The following is a 20,135-nucleotide window of genomic DNA, read 5'->3' as shown; positions in this document are numbered from 1 at the left end:
ATTCTTTTTATATCACTTACTTTTCTCCTTGTCAAGTATTACCATCAATAAAATATACACAAAAAGAAAACATTTAAAAAAAAATCAATTCCATCTTTGCTTTCTTTGCGCAATGGTCAAGCTTTGGCCATCACAAACCATGGCTTTTGCTGCCCATCCTTTTTTCAATTTATGGTACCTGACTTAGGCGTTTTACTCTACACGGTTTATCATAAAATTGTTTTGTCATTCAATTTTGGGGATTTCATTCACACGTTCAATATGTGTAATCCTTGTATCAGAATCATAAGAGATATATTTTGTATAAAGCTGATAGATTTCATCAGATGTTGCAATGACAGTACCATCTGTAAGCATTACTGCAAATTGTGTTATTTTATCATTGGTAAGGATGGTAGATATTATATCCATAGAAGGAAAGGTCCCGTTTTGAGAATACATCAGTTGCTGTACATTTTCACCGTTACGCCAACGAATGCCTGCAACCATATTTTCTCTGCCTGTTTTTTCATAGGATAGAATATAAAATTTTCCGTAGAATCCTTCATCGTCACGAAAGAGGTAGTTGCTTTTCTCTCCATCTATAACAACGGTTGTCTTGCCCGTTACCCCTCCGTTTTGGTATATATTCGCAGAAACTTCTTGCTTTATATTTTGGTTAAATGGGATTTTTGAAAGCATCCAAAGCCCAATTATGCATACAACCGCTATTTTCATTGCTTTTTTCTCTTTCATACTTGCACCTCGAATTATAGATCCCCTTTACCAAATTTCATAATAAATCTTGCAAAAGACCCTGCATATATACATTTTCTCATCCATGACTTTTTGTGAAACGCTGTACACCCTTCGATTATTAAGAAACAATGGAAATTTCTTAAACACTGTGCCCTTTTTATTGGCGTTCAAATATAAATTTACTGATGCTGCTTCTCAACATAGTTTTGATACGCCTGGGCTGAAGTTGCAAGCACACGATCAGCGTCTATCGCCCATACCATCTCATCCATGCTGCGGTTCATAGAAAGCATGAAGGCTCCTCCCGTTTCTTCTATGTATGCGCTGCCAACTTGATTGCTGTGAAAGGTAATCAACTGATATTCATAATGCACGCCATCTATCTTCTCCTCGTACCAAGTAATTTCAGCATTTAACGAATCATTTTCCGTTTCAGGCACTTCTGCCACAGAAAATTTACCCCAAAAGCTATCTTCACGCAATAAGTGAGGATAGTATTTCCCGGAAATCGTTACGGATGTTTCCCCCACCTGCACACCATCTGCATAGATTCCCGTTGATATTGTGTGGTCAATTTTTTTGTGAATGGTAATTCCGTTATAGTCAAGCATCATCCATACAAAGTATAAAAGACACACAACAAACAATATTGTTGAAATGTATTTTCTCATTTTTTTCATTCCGTTACTTCTCCTTGCCCGTTTGTTTTGCCTTACGACGGTCTATCAAAACAGTCTTACCTTTATTTTACTACAAATAAAACAAAAAGTCATGTTTGCATTGAAATTCACAGATACAACTTTGGTAGGGTGTGGTTTCCCCCATAAAAAAAGACCAGACAAACATCTGGCCTTTGTAGCAAACTACTCATTTTATGTGGCATCCACTGAAATTTGTTCTTAAAAGACAAGCTTATGGGCAAAGGCTGGGTGGTACTATATGCATACTTTGCCCCAAAAATTCGTTCCCGCAATAAAGAGTTCTGTTATTTTAGAAACAAAAACTTATTAATGAGGAAGAAATTCTGTTGCATTTTTCTCATCAACAATCATACTCAGCACATCTTCTGTCATATGCATATGCCTTTGCATCTCTGCCTGTGCCGCCTCTACATCGCGGCAACGCAAAGCCTCACATATGCGTTTATGGCTTTCAATATAATAGGACTTATCCTCATAAAACGTAGCCATATTTTCCCTGTATTGCTCAACCGTATCGCCCAAAAAGCGAAGGTTAGAAATAAGAAGGGGATTCCCGCTCATCTCGGCTATTTTTGTATGAAATTTCGTACCCCATTGTACCCAACCGGCTTTGGCTAAAACCGCTTCTCTGTATTGGTGCGTAATTTCTTCCAATTCTTCAAAATCCTTCTCCGTTCCTCTTTGGGCAGCCAATCCAATGGCTAAAACCTCCAAAGGTGTACGGATCTCCATAATCTGCGCAATTGTTGCCCGCGCCTGTGTTTGTAATGTTCCATCCTCTCCTATGACTGTATTCATGGCCTTCGGCTGCAAAAAGGTTCCTTTCCCCGGCGTGGATGAAACCACTCCATTAATGCTCAACGCCTTCATGGCCTCACGAATGCTGGTACGACTGACTTGAAAAAATTCAGCAAATTCGCTTTCTGTTGGAATTTGATCTCCGGCCTTCAGATTGTTATCCTTAATATATTTAAAAATAGATTCAACCACCTGTTCAGACAGAGATTGGCGTTTTATAGCCTTCACAACAAAACCCCCCTATATTAATTATTTCCGTATCTAAATTTTATGACAAATGCCATTATGTTTGCAACCCCTTGGTCTGATAGATATTCCTCTTATCCCAAGAGAAGCTCATCCAAAAAAACTCCCATCATACTGAGAAACTTCTTTTCTAATTTATACTCTTTTCTTGAATTATACTTCAAAAAACATTTTCGCCCCATCAATTACAGAAGCCTTACAGTATTACCAAGTAAGCCCACATGCAGCAAAAATTAGGTAAAAGTGTTATGAGATGACTTGATCACAGCAATATTATTTCTTCAAATGTTATTAGAGATAATGTAGTTTTTATCCATATTTTATTCATTATAACATAGTATCCTATTTTAAACTATAGATTATTTTCATTCATTGCCCGACAGTTTTTCTCTTATTTTTTTTGCCGTACAGGTGCAAGCCAAACCGCCTACCGTAGCACACTTTAATTCCTGAGGCAGACGTTCCTCCACATCCACCAAGGCATCAATGACCTCATCCGGTGGAATAAAGCTTTCTATTCCGGCCAGTGCCATATCTGCGGAAATAAATGCATTTGCCACACCCACTGCATTGCGCTTAATACAAGGAATTTCAATGGGCCCTGCAATTGGATCGCATACCAACCCAAGAAGATTTTTAAGGCACAAGGCCATTCCATGGACAATTTTCGTAGGATTTTTGGTAAACAGGCTTACCATGCCCGCTGCTGAAATTGCACTGGATACCCCTACCTCACCCTGGCAGCCGCCAACAGAGCCGGAAAAAGACACCTTTCGATGCGCCATGATTACCCCCATGATTCCACATACAAAAAGGGCATTCACAATTTCCTCATCGGAAAAACCGTATTCCTTTTGCAATGTAATAAAGCAACCCGGCACAATGCCTGATGAGCCTGCTGTGGGCGCCGCTACAATAATGCCCATGGAAGCATTGTATTCCATAACCCCGATGGCACGAGAAACAGCCAAAGGGACAATACCCCCGGAAATTGTTTTCCCCTCCATCACTGCGTTATTTAACAGCTTCCCATCTTTACCAGACGCCAATCCATATAACAGCCTATTGGGCTTTTCACCCTCTTCCACAGACTTTTTCATTGTTTTTAAAAGCTGATGCATTTCATTGCAAATGTATTCTTGGGAAAATCCCGACCGTTTCATCTCGTAGCCCACCGCCAAGTCTGAAATTGTCAGTCCTTTTTCTTCAGCCACGCGGCATAAATCCAAACAGCTTTCATATTTCTCGTCTGTTAAAGTCACCCCATACGCAAGAATGGGAGGAATGATTTTCAATGCTGTAATACCTTTACATTCCCCAAGGTGTGCAACAAAGGCCTCCGAAGGCATGGCGGAAAAGGTAAGGCAGGTAATCATTCCTTTTTTACCCTCACCCCTTTGAACGACAGCCTCTGATTGGGGTAAATCCAAGGCATCCCCACTCCAAAGAATGATATGATATGCCTCGGGCATAATCCGCAGGCAGGCATCATCCACAGCATCAATTACTATGCTGCCACCGCCCACAGAAGTGCCTAAAACCGAAACCTCCCTTCCATCCTTGCAACCCACGGTAAGACGAGCAGTGTTTTGAGGATATTGACCCTCGGGCAAAAAATCAATTTTTGTTTCAATCCCTTTTTCATGGGCCAGCTCGATTGCGTCACGGATTTCTATATCCCCTTCACATAAGCCAATTACGCCCCCAATCAAAGCCGCATCTGAACGATGTCCATGATAGGTGGTTCGCAACATGGGGCTGAATTCAATATTGATATACCGAATGTCCCCATCCACAATCCTGTGTGTCATCCTTCCAATGCGAACCATGCCTGCCGTATGAGAGCTGGATGGCCCGATCATCGTTGGGCCTATAATTTCAAAAATACTAGTACTCATAAATAACCTCCAATCATTTGCCGTTATTGAGCGCTAAAAATTTCCAACAAAACTTGGCTCATATGCCTGCAGAAGCACTGGTAAGAGCATATCAACAAAGCTTTGTTGCAGCGAAGCCATTTTGTATAAAAATATTTGATATAAAAGTACAATAACATAATGAAAACGCATATTTATTTTAATAAGTTTAAGGCAAAACTGCATAATTCTATGTACCCAGCTGTAAACAGATGGGTACACAAAGCGTCCGCTGAAAGTTATGCGGCGTTGCCTTAAACCTCATCACATAAAATCATAAAATAGCAGCCAAAAAATTGTTAATAACACCCGTTTTCAAAATAAATTGTAAAAAGCTTTGCAAAGTCAAAGGCTTATTCCCTCTTGATTGATTCCGCCGCCCTTTTTGGGGAAAATCTAGCGGTACAAAAAAGCCACTTTATTTATGTGGCTTTTCTGTATCTCTTTTCAATTTTTTACTTAATACTATTTGTTACTGCTTCAAAATTCTCAGTTCCATATTCCTCTGCAATCGCCGGCCAAACAGCCTCACGAACAACCTTGGCAAACTCGCCTAATTGCTCATCTGTGTAATCCACAACAATTGTGCCGCTGTCGCGTAATTTCTGTTCATATTCATCGGTTTCGCCTTCAGCAACGTCCCATCTTGCCTTTTGCATATTATCGGCAGCAGTCTGAAGGGCATTGCGCTGATTATCACTTAAGCTGTTCCACTTGTCTGTATTAATATACATATACCATTGTTCAAAATGGTCGTTAATGGGCAAATAATATTTAACCAAGCCGGATAAATTGCCATAATACATTTCCGCACCTGCCCCTATTGCGCCATTCACTACACCCGTCTGAATAGAAGTAAACATTTCGGAGGATGCCAAAGGCGTTGCCAAATACCCAAGGGTTGTGGCGGTTTTCTCGAAGGTTGACATTGCTGGAACACGAATTTTAATACCGGAACGGGCATTGGGGTTTGTTGGATCCACGGGATCGGTATTTAGCGCAATACCACCAAAATACAGAGGATAGGAAGCTAAATAGGTCATATTATATTTTGCCATTTTCTCTTTGTAAATTTCAATCAGAGGACTATTCCCTGCAAACATCACCTTTGCTTCATCCCATGTACTGCACAGATATGCTGCATTGGACATGGCAAAAACCTTGTCCAGATTGCTGCCCAAACTGGCAATTTGCATATCAACATCCCCGATGCCTACACGCTCTTGAACGGTTGTATAGTCACCCAGCTGGCTGGCAGGATATACTTCAAACTGCAAGGTGCCGCCGGAAAGCTCTGTTGCTTCCTCTGCAAAAGCCTGGATTGCCAAGTCGGCAGTAGAACCTACTGGTCTTATATGTGCCAAAGATAATGTAACTGTTTGTTCCTCTTTCTGCTCTTGTGCCTGATTGCTGGAGTCGGCGCCGGAACCACAGCCCGCCAAGGCCAAAACCATCGTTGATGTAAGTAGTAAACTTAGCAGTTTTTTCATAATACATTCCTCCAATTCTTAGGCTTATCCGCCTGTAATAAAAAAGCCAACACCCTTGTCCCTGTTACCCCTAAATGAAGAAAATCATTTAAGCACATTTTTTTCTTTTGTGCCTTTTCATCAGTATCTGCCATAGTAGATGGATCGTTTCCTTCGTCAATGGTAAACACTTTTATTCCTGCCTCATCCCCTTTGTTATTGTGATTTTTGAATCCTATGCAAAACCAAATAATTTTGGCAAAAACATTGATAACTCTGGCCAAAAAGAGGTTAAAAACACAACCGGAACATAACCAAATATCAATAATTTCATGGCCGGCTTCAAAATATCTTGAAACTCACACTTACCAATGCGCATACCCAAGTAAAGAATACTGGCATAAGGAGGTGTTACGCCCCCCATTGCAAGATTTACACCCATAATTGCGCTAAAATGTATGGGGGAAATGCCCAGCTCTCGAACCAACGGCAGCAGCAATGGCGCACAAAGCAGCATGCCCGTTGAGTCATTTACAATCATACCAACAAGGAATAAAAAGAGATTCATAAGTATCAAAATGATCACTCTATTTGTAGTCAGGTTAAATATTATTTGAATCAAGGCCTGAGGTACTTGAAGCATAACAAAGGTCTGGCTTAGCATAAGACAAAAAACAATCATAACCATGATAGAACCAATGGAACAAATGGAATCAAAGGTCATCTGCTTAATATCCCTTAGCTTCATTGCCCGATAAATAAACAGCCCTACAGGTATGCTGTAAATTGCAGCAACCGCTGCCGCCTCGGTAGGTGTGAATACACCACAATAAATTCCGCCCAAAATAATCACAGGCATCATCAGTGCGGGAATTGCGGAAACGGTTCTCTTTCCCGTGATCTCGGCTTTTTCCTTCAAGGACATGGGAGGCATCAATTTTAAATCAAACTTTCTGCACTCAACCAAATTAATAACGCAAAATAAAATCATAACCAAAATGCCCGGGCCAACTGTAGCCAAAAAGCAGGCAAGAATTGAGGTTTCGGTAATCCAGCCATAAATAATCATAATAGCACTGGGAGGAATTAACAAACCAAGTACCGAGGATACCGTCACCAATGCGGTAGCAAAACCCCGGGAATAGCCTTGTTCCACCATACGGGGAATCATGATTGGCCCAGTAGCGGCAACACCGGTAAAACCGCTGCCGGAAATTGCACCAATGATGGCACAGGTAATAACACTTACCACGCCTAAGCCGCCTTTAATTCGTCCAACAAACGCATCGCAAAGATCCAAAAGCTTTTTTGCCACGCCACTGCCGCCCATATATGTACCTGCTAAAATAAAAAGCGGACTTGCCAGCAAAACTGTTCCTATAGACTGGGAATATGCCCACAACATCATGCTTTTCATTGACACATTGGCGGCAATACTGATGAAAAGTAATGCTCCGCCAAAGCAATAGGGCAACGGAACACTTAGCATAAGAAGTAAAATCAGTAAAATAACATCAATCCCTACAATAGCCAACGTACTCATACCCTTTTCCCCTCCTTTAAAAATGCGATTAGCTCTCGGATAGAATCAATCACTTCTAAGGCTGCAAAAAACAGCATGAATGCCAGACCCAAAAACATTGAGCTTTCACCAAAAAACATAGGAATTTTCAAAATACCGCTTGTCTTCCATAGGCCAAGGGAATATTGAAAATACCAAAATGCCCAGCGTGTCAGCCATGCACAAATTATGAAAGAAAAGATGGATTTAAAGCATTTAAAAATTTTTATTGTTTTTTCATTTTTAATATAAAGTGTCAAAATACCGCACTCTATATGGCAGCGCCTCTCTGATGCAACGGAACCGCTCATCATATAAAGCCAAATAATGAAAAAAGTTAACAGCTCCTCAATGCCCATTAAAGGTGCCTTCAGAACATAACGCAAAACCACTTGATAGGTAATAATGAGCGGAAGTGCTATTGCACAAATATAGCACACAAATCGTTGAACTGAGATAATCGCCCGATAAATCATTCTTAGTGCCGGCGTTTTAATGCCCTCATAATATTCCATATTATCCTCCTCCCATTTCAACAAAGCGCTAGGGTGTTTACTAAAAATCAATTAACCCTGTGCCTGTTGTTTTTCGTACAGTGCCTTGCATAATGCCAAGTCCGACTCTGCCATACCCGTCTGAGCAAATTTACCCATAAAATTTAAAGACATATCTGCATTTCCACCAACAACCCCTTCATTCAAAGGTGTTTCCACACCCTCTACGGCTAATATAGAACATTCTATAGCAATACCTGCCGCAGAAGCAAGTTTTAACGCACAAGCTAGGCGTGCCCCGTCACAAACAACGCCAAAAATGTTTACAATTGTATTATTGATTGCTTTGTTTATACAGGCTAAATCTCCACCAAGCAGCATAGTTGCACCAGCAGCTATCCCTTGGGAGGCAGCTGTTACACATGCACACATGGAGGATACACGGCCAATACGATTCTTTACACAAATCGTCATTAAAAAGCTCATGGCCAGGGCACGAAGTAACTGCTCCTCCTTACATTTCAAATCCTCCGCCATGCTAACTAACGGAAGGGAAGCAGTAATCCCAACATTTCCGCTGGTCGCACAACTCATTGCCGGCAGGGGATACCCAATCATTCTTGTTTCCGCTCCCGCAGCAGTCATGGCCTTTGCTTTTTTTACCATGTCCTCTCCTGCATGCTTTAACATAGAAATGCCAAACCCAGCACCCTTTGCCTCACCCATAAAACAAGCATCTGCCAGAGCTTTATTCAATTGTACAGCTTCTTTCAAAAATTCCAATTTCTCTATGGGCGTTTGCGTTGCAAAAGCATAAAAATCGGCAATTTCATAATGGGCCATTGCATCCTTCGTTTCATTCATGGATGCAATACGATCAAAAGGAATATCCACCTGCTTTATGCCGTTTGCCTCACGGTATACCAAATTGGTATGTGTTTTTAAAACGATGGCACGGCCAATCCCTTTATCCGTTGTAACCACGCAATCCATGTACAAGCCCAAAATATCTGTTTCTAAATCAGGAATTACGCTTACATTGCCGGATTTTGAAAAAGCCTGCGCCACGGCTTCATCCTCCTTTGTCACCTTATGTAAAACATTAAGACCCGCCTGTGCATCTCCGGCAATGGCCCCTAAGGCAGCAGCAATTTTCAAGCCTACACTACTTGTTCCCGGAATACCCACATCACTGTTTTTCGTGCCAATATGCCGGTCAACCTTAACTTCTACCTTTAACGGCTTTCCCCCAACGGCGGTTGCAGCTTCTGCCGCCACATAAGAAACGGCTGTAGGCCCTGTACAACCAAGGGCAGGTGCAAGTTCTTTTTTTAGAATTGCATACATTTCTTCTTGCTTCTTATCCATATTGTCTACCTCCATGTGTATTACAGCTATTTGTTTAAATGTATTATATTATTATAATATTACATTGTCAACGGGTATTTTTATTTTTTCAGGGGTGAATTCTTTGCAAAAATCAGCTGAGCACATTTTTCTCGAAAAAACCACCCAAGGGTTGGCGGAAGGCTGTGTAGGGACATAAAAAAAGCCGAAAACCTTAATTTATAAGGCTTTCGGCTTAGATTTTTCATAAAGTCATTTTTTATAACGGAAGGGGTTGGGAAACAAAGAGCTTCCCGAATGGCATCCACAGGATGAGCTATGCTCATCTAAGGAAAATAGGGGATTTCAAGACCTCTGGTCGCAGGAACTCATCTGTTTGGCCTATGTATCATTGACCCATCTAAAAACCCATGAATATGCGGTTTTAATATAAGTTTTTGGTCTTGCTTTTTTCAAAAAGCACTTGGGTTTGGGATAAAACAGCCAAGAAAACGCTGCCCTCACACACTGATCGTTTTGGGAGCAAAATTCCTGACCCAACGCCCAAGGTTTGTCTTTGCTCTGATTTATTTCATTCTACCATAAATAAAAAAAGCATGTGTGCGTTCAATTCCATACATGTCTTTTTTTGAATCCTTAACACAAACAAATACAGGCAATTCCTCGCTGCATGTCATTTCGTTGGATTAATATTAAAATTCAAAGTATATTCTTCTTTATCCTGATCAATTATTTTGATGCCTTGAAACAACTTCATGCCATCGATTTCTTCTTTGGTTTTATCATGGGTATCAAACACAAAGCTTCCCCCAATTTCCAAATATGGATTTTTCGTTTCTGCGTCTTTCATCTCTGCATTATGGGGACCGTTTTCCAACATGAACTTATCATATTCCATGTTAATTAATGGTTCTTGAACATCGATATTTTCAATATCCTCCTTGCTCCCTTTAATCACAACAGAATATATGACCTTCGTTTTATCTAAGCTCTCATCCTCCGCAACGCCTAAAGATACAGAACCACTCATGCTATATTTTTCTTTTGGTATCTTTGCTTGATTAACTAAATAACCAAATAAAAAAAGTATCATGGATAGCGTACAACAAAGAAACAACAATTTTTTCATAATAATTCTCCTTGCAGCATTCAAATAGTCTTTGTACTATTTTATCATAGATAAAACAAAAAGCCATATATGGGTTCATATACTCTTGCATACCTTTTTATTGGCGTTATACTGCAATAAAATCTCTTGTCATAAGCACAGTCAGACCGCGGGGTTTTGCGCATCAAATTCCCAGGACAGCAAAGAACTTCCCATGCAGGAGGCCTTTCTTAGATATGAACAATAAAAAAATTTCAGCTTCGCATTATATGGTGTGGCTGTCATCCGATTTTTCAGAAGCTATTTGTTCCTCCTCCTCTTCAATTTTCATATGCTTTCTATAAACCGTGGAAATATAAATACCAGAAGCCAAGGCAGATAACAGGCAAAGCCATAAAAACCATTCCCAAGTTGGCAACAGCATTACAACGCAAAAGCCCAATACTATAAAAAACATTGGACTCCACCGCACAAGAAAGGTAAATTTTCCGAATAGCTTTCCATTAACCCGTTTTGCTCTTTCCACACGCTTAACATATTCTTTATAGCAATCCTCTGAAAATGAAACACAGAGTCCGTCTATGATGTAATATGCCAAAAAGATCAGCTGCACAAAATCCTCCAAACCATTAAAACGAAGGATGGTAAATACAAAAAATCCACCACCTAATACTATACTCACCAAAAGAGTTTTCCAACTATATACTTTCATGGCATGATCCCTTTCAAATTTTTATGTAGCTACATGATTATGTGAAATCTTCTAATTATCATAACAAATTTTTATGCAAAAAGAAAGACACACCTTCCCTTTTCTAGAAGGTATGTTTTTTATTACCATCCCCAGCGTATTATGATATCATTTGAATTATCATCACTATAGATTGTGCTCATTGCAAGAACTAATCTGTCACTTCAAATATATCTTCTATTGTACAATTAAATACTTTTGCAATATTCCAAGATAAGATCAAAGAAGGATTATATTTTCCTTTTTCAAGATTTCCAATGGTTTCTCTGCGGACGCCTACCAATTTTGCTAAATCATCCTGTTTCATGTCGTGTTTTGCCCGATACTCTTTAATCTTATTCTTTATCATTTCCAGCCACCCAGCTTTCCCTGAAGCTATAATACCCAACGGAAAAACCATGCACGGCTACAGAAACACCCCACCCTGACGCAAATCCAGCTAAAAGGGCTGCGTTTCCTTGTTGACTGCCTGCAAAGAGACAAATTAGCGTAACAATAGCAGTGGTAATCATGCCACAGTAAAATCCTAATGAAGCAGCCTTATTCATGTATTCCTCCACCATTTCATCAGACTTAATGAAAAAGTATACAAAGTTAACAGCAAAAGCAAAAAAAGCCAAGAATCCTTTGTTTCCTGTATAAATTCCAATGAAACCCAGTAGCGATAGCAAACCCATAAGCCCACGCATAATGCACCTTAATTTCATAATTTCCCCTCCTATAATGTGGTGTATTTATATCTTTACGTTATAAATATACCACATTATTATGAAGCTTTCAATCTTAAAAACAGCAGACTATATTTCCAAGCCTACTAAAGAATATATAATTACCTTTACAATACAATATCCCAAAAATATAAAAAAGTCATGTATGAGTTCAAATCCTCAAACATGACTTTTTATTACCGTCCCCGGCGGGATTCGAACCCACGGCCTTTCGCTTAGGAGGCGAACGCTCTATCCTGCTGAGCTACGGAGACACTTATAAAAAATATTATGACCAAAGCAGTCCTTCTCTATTTTATGCATAACCCCCGTTGCAGTCAAGGATTTTCTTCTGCAACAGGGGAAAAATATATTATTGGAGCTTATCCTCTATAAAACAAGCCAGTTTTTTTGCTTCTTTTTCCATGGCCAGCTTATCCTTTCCTTCAATCATGACACGAACCAGTGGTTCTGTACCCGAGGTGCGAATCAGCACCCTCCCATCAGAGGAATATTTCTCCTGCATTTCTTCAATGGCGGCTTTAATTTCCGGCACCTCCATGTAGTCATTTTTTCTGTCATTGTTCACCCGGGCATTCACCAACACCTGAGGCATAACCTCCATAATTTTTGCCAATTCTGACGCTTTTTTTCCGCTGCACTTCATAACGGATAACAGCTGAATTGCCGTTAAAATGCCATCTCCTGTTGTGTTATAATCCAGGAAAATAATATGCCCCGACTGCTCACCGCCCAAGTTATAATCCTCCGCCAGCATACATTCCAAAACATATCTATCGCCAACATTTGCCTGTAAAACGGAAATATCATTTTCCCGCCCCATAACCGTCAGCCCAAGGTTAGACATTACCGTTCCAACAACGGTATTTTTTTTCAGCTCTCCCTTTGCCTTCATGGCACAGCCGCAAATTGCAAGAATTTTATCCCCGTCAATCAACGTACCGTTTTCATCCACAGCCAAGCATCGGTCTGCATCTCCGTCAAAGGCAAAGCCGATATCCGCACCGTTTTCCTTCACAAATGCCGCCAAGTCCTCCATATGGGTGGAGCCGCATTTTTCGTTGATATTTGTTCCGTCAGGTTCGTTATGGATAATGCATAACTGCGCCCCCAAATCCAGCATGGTTATGGGGGCCGCCTTATAGGCCGCCCCATTGGCACAGTCCAACGCCACCTTTATCCCCTGAAAACGCTCCCCTGTGCTATTTCTAAGGAAGGCAATATAATCATCCAATGCATCCTCCGCGTAGCCCTTTGTTCCAATGCCGCTCCCCGTAGGGCAAGGCAAAACCTCCATGCGGCTCAAGAGAATATCCTCAATTTCCTGTTCCAATTCGTCACTTAATTTATAGCCCTCATCGTTGAAAAATTTAATTCCGTTATATTCAACAGGATTGTGGGATGCGGAAATCATAACCCCTGCATCCAACCGATAGTGGCGCACCAAATATGCCACCGCAGGCGTAGGAATTACTCCCGCAATCACCGCATGGGCACCAACAGAGCATATCCCCGCTACCAAAGCTGATTCCAGCATATCCCCGCTGATTCTTGTATCCATTGCCACCAAAATGCGAGGTGCATATCTTTTCTCTTTTGTCAAAACATATGCCCCTGCACGGCCCAATTGATATGCCAGTTCACCTGTTAATTCCGTATTGGCAACGCCCCTGACACCATCAGTTCCAAATAATCTTCCCATATTCCTTTTTCCTCCAAAAATCACGATTCATTCTCCGCTGCGGCTATCGCCTCCGTAACAAGAACATCAATATAAGCATATCCCGCCGTTACGCCTTCCGGTAAGTCCAGCGCAATGAGCGCCTTATGCTGTCCCACAGAAAGACCGCTTACATCAACAGTACCTGTGAGATCACTCTCAATAATACGATTTACCACCGCCTCATCGCCGGTAATCATTACAGTGGTACTTCCGCTGATTTCATAGCTCTTTGTACTTTCCGCCTTAGCCAACGTCAATTGTTGCGCATTCACTGTTACCTCATGGCCATTGGCACTTATAATTTGTACATTTACCAATATTGTAAGACTATTTCCATTCTTTACTTCAACGCCCTGGGGCAGATAATCAGCCACTGCAAAGCTTCTGGTAACATCAGCATTGCGTCCCGAAATATCGATGTCCGGCAGCTGAAGATACATAAAATCAGTCAATGCCTCGGTTGCACCCATCACCTCTATAGTTTGAGGCGTACAGCTGGTTTCTCCCACCACAAAGCCATCCCCGGGCACACCGGAAATATTTACTTTAATGGGGATTGCTTTTATATTCATTGAATGATAAGTTACAGTAATTTCCTCTATCCCAAGGCTAACTCCCTTTACCGATGCTCCTTGTGCGTCACAGGCAATCAGCTTTGCACCAAGCTGAACATTGTCCCCAACATCTTGGGCATTAATCTCAGCTTTTACCGCGGAAACCTGATCCACTTGGGATGCCGGCCCCCTCACCAAAACACTTTCCGCGCTTAAAACAGGCGTGGAATATAATACATCCGCTGGAAGCTCACCATTTACAGCTACATAAATAGGCATCTCCTTGCTTGTCATTCTTTCAATATGCACAGTAACCGTTGTTGGCGCCTTCCCTACAATGGTATACCCCGTATAAACCCCTGTCATTTCCACATTTACAGGCAATGAAACCGTATCTCCCTCCATGACAGAAGCCAGCCCCGACAAATCCACGGTAGCCTGAAGCCAATCGTTCGTCTGGTTTAAACGGTCAAGTGCCGTTCTTTGGGCTTTAATTCTAATACTTATTTTTGTTGCAGTCAAATCCGTGGCATTCTCAACAGTAAGACCTCTATTCGTTAAAACATCCATATTTTTCAAGGTAATAAATTTGGTATAGGTTCTCGTATCCACAGGCTGATTGATATTGATTACCATAAACCACATAATCGTAGCAATGCCTATAGACAGTAGCTTCCACCCCAAATCCTTCATTAGCAATTCTTGAAATTTTTTCATTTATCCTGCCTCCCTTTCCAAAAAGAAAGTTTCTTTTTCCCAACCTTCTTGGTTTGCGAAAGCATTGTTCTTAATTGCTCCATGGTTAAATCACGGTAGAGAACGCCGCCTCTTGCCACAGAAATAGAGCCTGTTTCCTCCGATACCACAATAACATAGGCATCAGACACTTCGCTTGCGCCAATGGCGGCACGGTGTCTGGTTCCCAATTCCATACTAACCTCGTTGCTATCTGTCAGCGGCAAAAAGCACGTTGCTGCCGCCACACGGTTTCTACGAACAATTACCGCGCCGTCATGTAACGGTGTATTATGCTCAAAAATATTAATTAAAAGCTGACTGGAGATTACCGCATCAATGGGGATGCCCGTTCTTTCCAAATCCCCCAAAGGCACCTCTTGCTCAATCAAAATCAAAGCCCCTGTGCGCACTGCCCCCATTTTATCCACCGCTTTAATAATTTCATCTACGGTACGCGCTGAGGCTTTCTGGTTGTCCTCCTCCTCATTGCGTATAAAATAGGAAAAAAACTGTCCTTTTCCCAGCTGCTCCAACGCTTTTCTAAGCTCCGGCTGAAAAACAACAATCACTGCAATAATGCCCACGGAAATAGTATTCGACAAAATCCAAAGAATGGTATTTAGCTGTAATATGGTTGCAATTGCCGCTAAGCCAAGAATGACCAATATTCCTTTAAACAAAACCCACGCTCTTGTTTCTTTAATCCAAAAAATAATTTTATAAATAATATAGGCAACAATCAGAATATCCAAAAAATCAGAAAACCCGATGGATGGACGCACAAAGCCTGTTACCCCTAAATTGTCAAAAAACCCCTTAATTGACTCCATACAACACACCCTACCTCTTGAAAATATGACATCTTTTCCATTATATCATAACATTCGCCCATAGATTCTTAAAAAAAGAAAAATATCTCTCTGCCTGTTTTATTTCCAACTTCCATTGTTTTATTTTATTATAGCATAAACACAAGTGAATTGTTATAAAAAGTCTTTGAAAAACCTTTCTTTTCACGATTTGTCAAAAAAAATCTTTTCCTTGTAAAATTAAGCTTTCTGTAATAAATAAAGAAGGTTCAGACTGAAGATAACGTTATTTTTATACAAGGGAAAGGGTTGGGAAACAGGGGTTATTTCATTTCTCTTGGAGAAAAGACCGATCTTTTTCATACAAAATATGACTTAGCTTTGGGTTAACCCCTTCACGCACTCGCTTGTTCAAAAAATAAGGCATCATCACGCTGCACCCCCAGAGGACTGCCCGTAACTGCAGACCTTCTCATACTGTTGGACCAGCAACACCAGCTTTTTTCTCTCTGAAATGGAGCTATCGAATGGGGTAACGTATTGTCATCAGCAACGCATCGAAATTTCCTTTTTTATAGTATTTTCTTGAAACCAGCAACGAAATAAAAGAAGAAACAAAAATAACCATTGCATTTTGGTACGCCCAATCACCTATAATGCTTCACATATGCAGCTCCCCCGCCTTGCCTTTTAAAAAGACCCCACCGGGTAGATTTCTCTATCCAACGAGGTCTTTATTTCATCCATAGGATGTTCTATATCATCTTTCTCTGCAACATTTTTTTTCAGTGGTTGCGGTATCCATGCACACTGTAATGCTTCTAATCCACTAAAAATTAAATGTTTTGCGCCTTTCAAGGCACATTATTTATCCAAAGGCTTCATTGTAGGGAACAAAATGACATCGCGAATGGAAACGGCTTCTGTCAGCAGCATAACAAAACGGTCAATGCCCACACCCAAACCGCCGGTAGGAGGCATGCCATATTCCAATGCGGTTAAGAAGTCCTCGTCAATCATATTGGCTTCATCATCCCCTGCTTCACGCAGCATTTCCTGATATTCAAAACGCCCACGCTGGTCAATGGGGTCATTCAGCTCGGAGTATGCATTTGCATATTCACGACCGATGATAAACAGCTCAAAACGTTCGGTATAATCTGGGTTTTCAGGCTTTCTCTTGGTCAAAGGAGAAACCTCTACAGGGTAATCAATGACAAAAGTAGGCTGAACCAAATTCTTCTCCACAAATTCCTCGAAGAACAGCAGTAAAATATCCCCTTTTACATGACGCTCCTCAAATTCCACATGGCGTTCCTTTGCCAAAGCCTTCGCTTCCTCGGTATTCTCCACTGCATCAAAATCAATGCCTGTGTATTCCTTCACCAAGGAAACCATGGTTTTTCTTGCAAAGGGCTGACCTAAATCTAAATCATGTCCGCCATACTGTACCTTTGTTCCACCCAATACATTTTGGGCAACAGTACGGAACATTTCTTCCGTAATGTCCATCATGCCATTATAGTCTGTGTAGGCTTGATACAGCTCCATCAAGGTAAACTCGGGGTTATGTCTTACGGAAATCCCCTCGTTACGGAACACACGACCAATTTCATACACCCGCTCGAAGCCGCCCACAATAAGACGCTTCAAAGGCAATTCCAGAGCAATACGGCAGTACATATCAATATCCAGCGTATTGTGGTGGGTGATGAAAGGTCTTGCGGATGCACCACCGGGAATAGTCTGCAAAACAGGGGTTTCTACCTCCAAAAATCCTTTTCCGTCCAAAAATCTTCTGATTTCGCTGATGATTTTGGAACGCTTAATAAAGGTATCTCTTACCTCAGGATTTACAATTAAGTCCATGTATCTTTGGCGATAACGCAATTCCTGATCTTTCAAGCCATGGAATTTTTCGGGTAAAACCTGCAAGCTTTTGGAAAGCAGTGTAACCTCTTTTGCATGAACAGAGGTTTCACCTGTCTTTGTACGGAAAACAAAACCTTTGATACCGATGATATCACCAATGTCAAATTTTTTGAAAGCGGCGTAATCCTCATCTCCAATATCGTTACGGCTAACATAAGACTGAATGGTGCCGTTTCGATCCTGAAGATTGCAAAAGGATGCCTTCCCCATGATGCGTTTACTCATCAAACGGCCTGCGATTGCCACATCCTTGCCTTCCAATGCATCAAACCCATCCTTAATTTCATCGCTGTGATGGGTCATATCAAATTTTACAATTTCAAAGGGATTCTTCCCCTCTGCCTGCAATTGTGCCAGTTTATCACGACGGATGAGAATCTGCTCGCTCAACTCCTGCTGGGTTAATTCCTTCTCCTGTACGTTTTCATTTTGCTCTGCCACGTTTCTTCCTCCATTCCCTTTTGGCTTTGGTATCTCGCCAACTTCATAGTTTGTTATTTTCTAATGGATTTCACTTCAAAAACCGCTTCGCCATCCGGTGTGTCGATTTTAATTTTTTCGCCATTTGTATGTCCCAAAAGTGCCATTCCCACAGGGGACTCATTGGAAATACGCCCATTCATAGGATCAGCCTCTGCAGAGCCAACAATGGTATAGATCATAGTTTCGTCAAATTCCACATCATACAGCTCTACCGTAGAGCCCAAACCAACCTTATCATGGGATAACTCTTCGTCATCAATTACCTCTGCGTTGCGCAGCATTTTTTCAAGAACAACAATTCTTGCTTCAATTTCAGCCTGTTCTTCCTTCGCAGAATCATACTCCGCATTTTCGGACAAGTCCCCCTGCCCTCTGGCTTCTTTGATTTTTTCTGCAATTTCTTTTCTTTTGACGATTTTCAAATTTTCCAATTCTTCTTCCATCTTTTTCAAACCATCATAAGTTAAAACAACCTTTTTATCAGCCATGGCCGTCGTCATCTCCCTTTTTTTCGGATTTTCTCCGCTTTTTCATCCTGCCCTTGCCAAAATCACATTTACAAGGAAAAAAGAGGGTCGCGACCCTCAAAATTCATTGATAAATTATATAATACTTAAAGAAGAGTTGTCAATGTATAATCCCCCGAAAATAGAAATAATCCTATCACTCAAACTGTGGAAAAACCTTGGGCGCTGCCCAAACCTCCTTGCTTTTTGTAAAAAGCAAGACCAAAAACTTATGTACAAATTCCATGTTCATGCAATTTGTAATGGGTCAAGGGTGAAACCCTTGTGGGTGTTTGAGGGCAAAGCCCTCAAGGGTTTGACTTTAATGACACTCTGACTGTTACAAACTATCCTTGATTTTTCTGGATTTTTACCCGTTTGCCCAAGGCGGAAAAGCCGCTGACGGAAAAACCCTTTGCCTTTAAGGCTAAATAAATACCCTCAGCCGCCTGTTCCGGGAAATGATTCAGCCAAAAATTTTGAAATTCCATGAGCTTTATGAACGCCACAGCCTCAGCCCTTCTGCCCTCCAGCTGCTTTTCTTCATAGTTAAAATAAAATCCATCGGCCGTCACAACATCCCACCTTCTTTGGGACAAGCGCCGCAAAGCAGGCCGATTCCCCGCCGCATCAATAAACACGGCATAGCGTTTTAAAATGTGTTCATAACCCGTTTGCTCCATACCGCAAACAATGATCACATCTGCTTCCTGAAACAGGAGGTTTTTGGGAGAAGAAAATGCTTCTGTCATCAAGCCTTTCTCCGCAAAAAGTGTGTCTTGTATTTCCTCCAGCTCCCCAATATTATCCGCAAAAAACGAAAGATGATTCACATACGCTCCCATGCCTGCCAAAACCAAGGGTAACACGGTTTTTTCTGTTCCGCAAATCAAAAAATGTGCCTCCTCGGGATTTTTCCCCTGTCTGCGCAGTGCCTCTGCAGCACCATCAAAGGCAAATAAAGCCGCCAAAATTCTGCCATTGGCAACAGGCAAAATTTGTTGCGAAAATTCCCCCTCATATGGTGGAATAATAATTCCCGCCCCCTCCGCCGCCAGCGTTTTTGCCAAGGCTTCGGCCTTATCCCGCCACGGCGACGGCAAACCCTGCCCTTTGGTAAGGGAAAGGACGCCAAAGAGCGTGTTGTCCTTTTCCTCAATGGTGAACGGTTTTTTGGAAAGAATATATCTTTCCCGCCACTTTTGCGTCAAAAATTTACTCCAGCGAGGTAATACCACTTCCTCCTTTTTTTCCAGAAATCGAACCTCTGCAATTTTCATATAATCTCCCCCTTTTTGTATAAAACGATGTACTTATTGTCATACAATGGAGAACTTATTTGCTTTTTATCTCCACAAAACCTTTGATAATAACCTAAGACAGCCTTCAAAAGAACGAATTGTATGTATTTTTGTACAATTTTCCATTCTTTTCCTCCCTATATTTTGGTTTTAAAATCATATCCTTTCTTTGTTTTTAATATAATTATATATGTTTTAAATTTTATACAATCAATGTATAGCAAAAATGCAC

19 protein-coding genes and 1 tRNA gene are annotated in these 20,135 nt (G+C 41.1%); all 20 read right to left on the bottom strand.

What is annotated here, in order from left to right; translation table 11 throughout:
- Positions 1 to 225 precede the first annotated feature (225 nt).
- Positions 226 to 735 (bottom strand): hypothetical protein, encoded by a 510-nt coding sequence (locus CLNEO_RS01695; protein WP_066083825.1) that lies wholly within the window; start codon positions 733 to 735, stop codon positions 226 to 228.
- 182 nt (positions 736 to 917) lie between these two features.
- The gene (locus tag CLNEO_RS01690) at positions 918 to 1,418 is read right to left on the bottom strand and encodes a hypothetical protein (protein WP_066083823.1); all 501 of its coding nucleotides are present in this window, start codon (positions 1,416 to 1,418) and stop codon (positions 918 to 920) included.
- A gap of 327 nt (positions 1,419 to 1,745) precedes the next feature.
- Positions 1,746 to 2,465: a FadR/GntR family transcriptional regulator gene (locus tag CLNEO_RS01685; RefSeq protein ID WP_066083821.1), complete on the bottom strand. Its 720-nt coding sequence runs from the start codon at positions 2,463 to 2,465 to the stop codon at positions 1,746 to 1,748.
- A 383-nt stretch (positions 2,466 to 2,848) separates the two neighbouring features.
- Positions 2,849 to 4,381: an L-serine ammonia-lyase, iron-sulfur-dependent, subunit alpha gene (gene sdaAA, locus CLNEO_RS01680; protein WP_066083819.1), complete on the bottom strand. Its 1,533-nt coding sequence runs from the start codon at positions 4,379 to 4,381 to the stop codon at positions 2,849 to 2,851.
- Between the two features lie 473 nt (positions 4,382 to 4,854).
- A complete protein-coding gene (dctP, locus tag CLNEO_RS01675; protein WP_066083815.1) occupies positions 4,855 to 5,889 on the bottom strand; it encodes a TRAP transporter substrate-binding protein DctP in 1,035 nt (344 codons plus the stop codon).
- The gene (locus tag CLNEO_RS15640) at positions 5,886 to 6,059 is read right to left on the bottom strand and encodes a hypothetical protein (protein WP_157723449.1); all 174 of its coding nucleotides are present in this window, start codon (positions 6,057 to 6,059) and stop codon (positions 5,886 to 5,888) included. Before CLNEO_RS15640 ends, dctP begins: the two co-directional genes overlap by 4 nt.
- Before the next feature lie 44 nt (positions 6,060 to 6,103).
- Positions 6,104 to 7,411 carry a TRAP transporter large permease gene (locus tag CLNEO_RS01670; RefSeq protein ID WP_066083813.1) on the bottom strand — a complete coding sequence of 436 codons (1,308 nt, stop codon included), beginning with the start codon at positions 7,409 to 7,411 and terminating at the stop codon, positions 6,104 to 6,106.
- Complete coding sequence (locus CLNEO_RS01665; protein WP_066083810.1) at positions 7,408 to 7,944, bottom strand: TRAP transporter small permease; 537 nt, start codon at positions 7,942 to 7,944, stop codon at positions 7,408 to 7,410. Before CLNEO_RS01665 ends, CLNEO_RS01670 begins: the two co-directional genes overlap by 4 nt.
- Before the next feature lie 51 nt (positions 7,945 to 7,995).
- Positions 7,996 to 9,291, bottom strand: a complete 1,296-nt coding sequence (locus CLNEO_RS01660) for an L-serine ammonia-lyase, iron-sulfur-dependent, subunit alpha (protein WP_066083808.1) — start codon at positions 9,289 to 9,291, stop codon at positions 7,996 to 7,998.
- Positions 9,292 to 9,943: 652 nt separating this feature from the next.
- Positions 9,944 to 10,399, bottom strand: a complete 456-nt coding sequence (locus tag CLNEO_RS01650) for a hypothetical protein (RefSeq protein WP_066083804.1) — start codon at positions 10,397 to 10,399, stop codon at positions 9,944 to 9,946.
- Positions 10,400 to 10,643: 244 nt separating this feature from the next.
- On the bottom strand, positions 10,644 to 11,090 hold the full coding sequence (locus tag CLNEO_RS01645) for a hypothetical protein (protein WP_066083801.1): 447 nt from the start codon (positions 11,088 to 11,090) through the stop codon (positions 10,644 to 10,646).
- Between the two features lie 190 nt (positions 11,091 to 11,280).
- Entirely contained in the window at positions 11,281 to 11,478 is a 198-nt protein-coding gene (locus tag CLNEO_RS01640; protein WP_066083800.1) for a helix-turn-helix transcriptional regulator, read from the bottom strand.
- Positions 11,465 to 11,836, bottom strand: coding sequence for a DUF3796 domain-containing protein (locus CLNEO_RS01635; RefSeq protein WP_066083797.1), 372 nt, complete (start codon positions 11,834 to 11,836; stop codon positions 11,465 to 11,467). The genes CLNEO_RS01640 and CLNEO_RS01635 overlap by 14 nt, the downstream gene beginning before the upstream one ends.
- 201 nt (positions 11,837 to 12,037) lie before the next feature.
- Positions 12,038 to 12,111 (bottom strand) — tRNA-Arg (locus tag CLNEO_RS01630).
- Positions 12,112 to 12,209: 98 nt separating this feature from the next.
- The gene (gene glmM, locus CLNEO_RS01625; RefSeq protein ID WP_066084571.1) at positions 12,210 to 13,559 is read right to left on the bottom strand and encodes a phosphoglucosamine mutase; all 1,350 of its coding nucleotides are present in this window, start codon (positions 13,557 to 13,559) and stop codon (positions 12,210 to 12,212) included.
- 20 nt (positions 13,560 to 13,579) lie between these two features.
- Positions 13,580 to 14,851: a CdaR family protein gene (locus CLNEO_RS01620; RefSeq protein WP_066083792.1), complete on the bottom strand. Its 1,272-nt coding sequence runs from the start codon at positions 14,849 to 14,851 to the stop codon at positions 13,580 to 13,582.
- The gene (gene cdaA, locus CLNEO_RS01615; protein ID WP_066083790.1) at positions 14,848 to 15,702 is read right to left on the bottom strand and encodes a diadenylate cyclase CdaA; all 855 of its coding nucleotides are present in this window, start codon (positions 15,700 to 15,702) and stop codon (positions 14,848 to 14,850) included. The genes CLNEO_RS01620 and cdaA overlap by 4 nt, the downstream gene beginning before the upstream one ends.
- 843 nt (positions 15,703 to 16,545) lie before the next feature.
- A complete protein-coding gene (gene lysS, locus CLNEO_RS01610) occupies positions 16,546 to 18,003 on the bottom strand; it encodes a lysine--tRNA ligase (protein WP_408605430.1) in 1,458 nt (485 codons plus the stop codon).
- A 104-nt stretch (positions 18,004 to 18,107) separates the two neighbouring features.
- Positions 18,108 to 18,584: a transcription elongation factor GreA gene (greA, locus tag CLNEO_RS01605; protein ID WP_066083786.1), complete on the bottom strand. Its 477-nt coding sequence runs from the start codon at positions 18,582 to 18,584 to the stop codon at positions 18,108 to 18,110.
- A gap of 365 nt (positions 18,585 to 18,949) precedes the next feature.
- Complete coding sequence (locus CLNEO_RS01595) at positions 18,950 to 19,882, bottom strand: hypothetical protein (protein WP_066083784.1); 933 nt, start codon at positions 19,880 to 19,882, stop codon at positions 18,950 to 18,952.
- Between the last annotated feature and the right edge of the window lie 253 nt (positions 19,883 to 20,135).

Source organism: Anaerotignum neopropionicum (assembly GCF_001571775.1).
Taxonomy (GTDB): domain Bacteria; phylum Bacillota; class Clostridia; order Lachnospirales; family Anaerotignaceae; genus Chakrabartyella; species Chakrabartyella neopropionicum.
The sequence above is the reverse complement of the archived record's forward strand: the minus strand, read 5'-3'. Positions and strand labels throughout refer to the sequence as shown.

What these genes read in the sequence shown, in the direction of transcription:
- CLNEO_RS01650 (WP_066083804.1), bottom strand. Translation starts at nt 10,399, where the DNA reads ATGAAAAAATTGTTGTTTCTTTGTTGTACGCTATCCATGATACTTTTT.
- CLNEO_RS01645 (WP_066083801.1), bottom strand. Translation starts at nt 11,090, where the DNA reads ATGAAAGTATATAGTTGGAAAACTCTTTTGGTGAGTATAGTATTAGGT.
- CLNEO_RS01640 (WP_066083800.1), bottom strand. Translation starts at nt 11,478, where the DNA reads ATGATAAAGAATAAGATTAAAGAGTATCGGGCAAAACACGACATGAAA.
- CLNEO_RS01660 (WP_066083808.1), bottom strand. Translation starts at nt 9,291, where the DNA reads ATGGATAAGAAGCAAGAAGAAATGTATGCAATTCTAAAAAAAGAACTT.
- CLNEO_RS01595 (WP_066083784.1), bottom strand. Translation starts at nt 19,882, where the DNA reads ATGAAAATTGCAGAGGTTCGATTTCTGGAAAAAAAGGAGGAAGTGGTA.
- greA (WP_066083786.1), bottom strand. Translation starts at nt 18,584, where the DNA reads ATGGCTGATAAAAAGGTTGTTTTAACTTATGATGGTTTGAAAAAGATG.
- dctP (WP_066083815.1), bottom strand. Translation starts at nt 5,889, where the DNA reads ATGAAAAAACTGCTAAGTTTACTACTTACATCAACGATGGTTTTGGCC.
- CLNEO_RS01695 (WP_066083825.1), bottom strand. Translation starts at nt 735, where the DNA reads ATGAAAGAGAAAAAAGCAATGAAAATAGCGGTTGTATGCATAATTGGG.
- CLNEO_RS01665 (WP_066083810.1), bottom strand. Translation starts at nt 7,944, where the DNA reads ATGGAATATTATGAGGGCATTAAAACGCCGGCACTAAGAATGATTTAT.
- CLNEO_RS01635 (WP_066083797.1), bottom strand. Translation starts at nt 11,836, where the DNA reads ATGAAATTAAGGTGCATTATGCGTGGGCTTATGGGTTTGCTATCGCTA.
- CLNEO_RS01670 (WP_066083813.1), bottom strand. Translation starts at nt 7,411, where the DNA reads ATGAGTACGTTGGCTATTGTAGGGATTGATGTTATTTTACTGATTTTA.
- cdaA (WP_066083790.1), bottom strand. Translation starts at nt 15,702, where the DNA reads ATGGAGTCAATTAAGGGGTTTTTTGACAATTTAGGGGTAACAGGCTTT.
- CLNEO_RS01690 (WP_066083823.1), bottom strand. Translation starts at nt 1,418, where the DNA reads ATGAAAAAAATGAGAAAATACATTTCAACAATATTGTTTGTTGTGTGT.
- sdaAA (WP_066083819.1), bottom strand. Translation starts at nt 4,381, where the DNA reads ATGAGTACTAGTATTTTTGAAATTATAGGCCCAACGATGATCGGGCCA.
- CLNEO_RS01620 (WP_066083792.1), bottom strand. Translation starts at nt 14,851, where the DNA reads ATGAAAAAATTTCAAGAATTGCTAATGAAGGATTTGGGGTGGAAGCTA.
- glmM (WP_066084571.1), bottom strand. Translation starts at nt 13,559, where the DNA reads ATGGGAAGATTATTTGGAACTGATGGTGTCAGGGGCGTTGCCAATACG.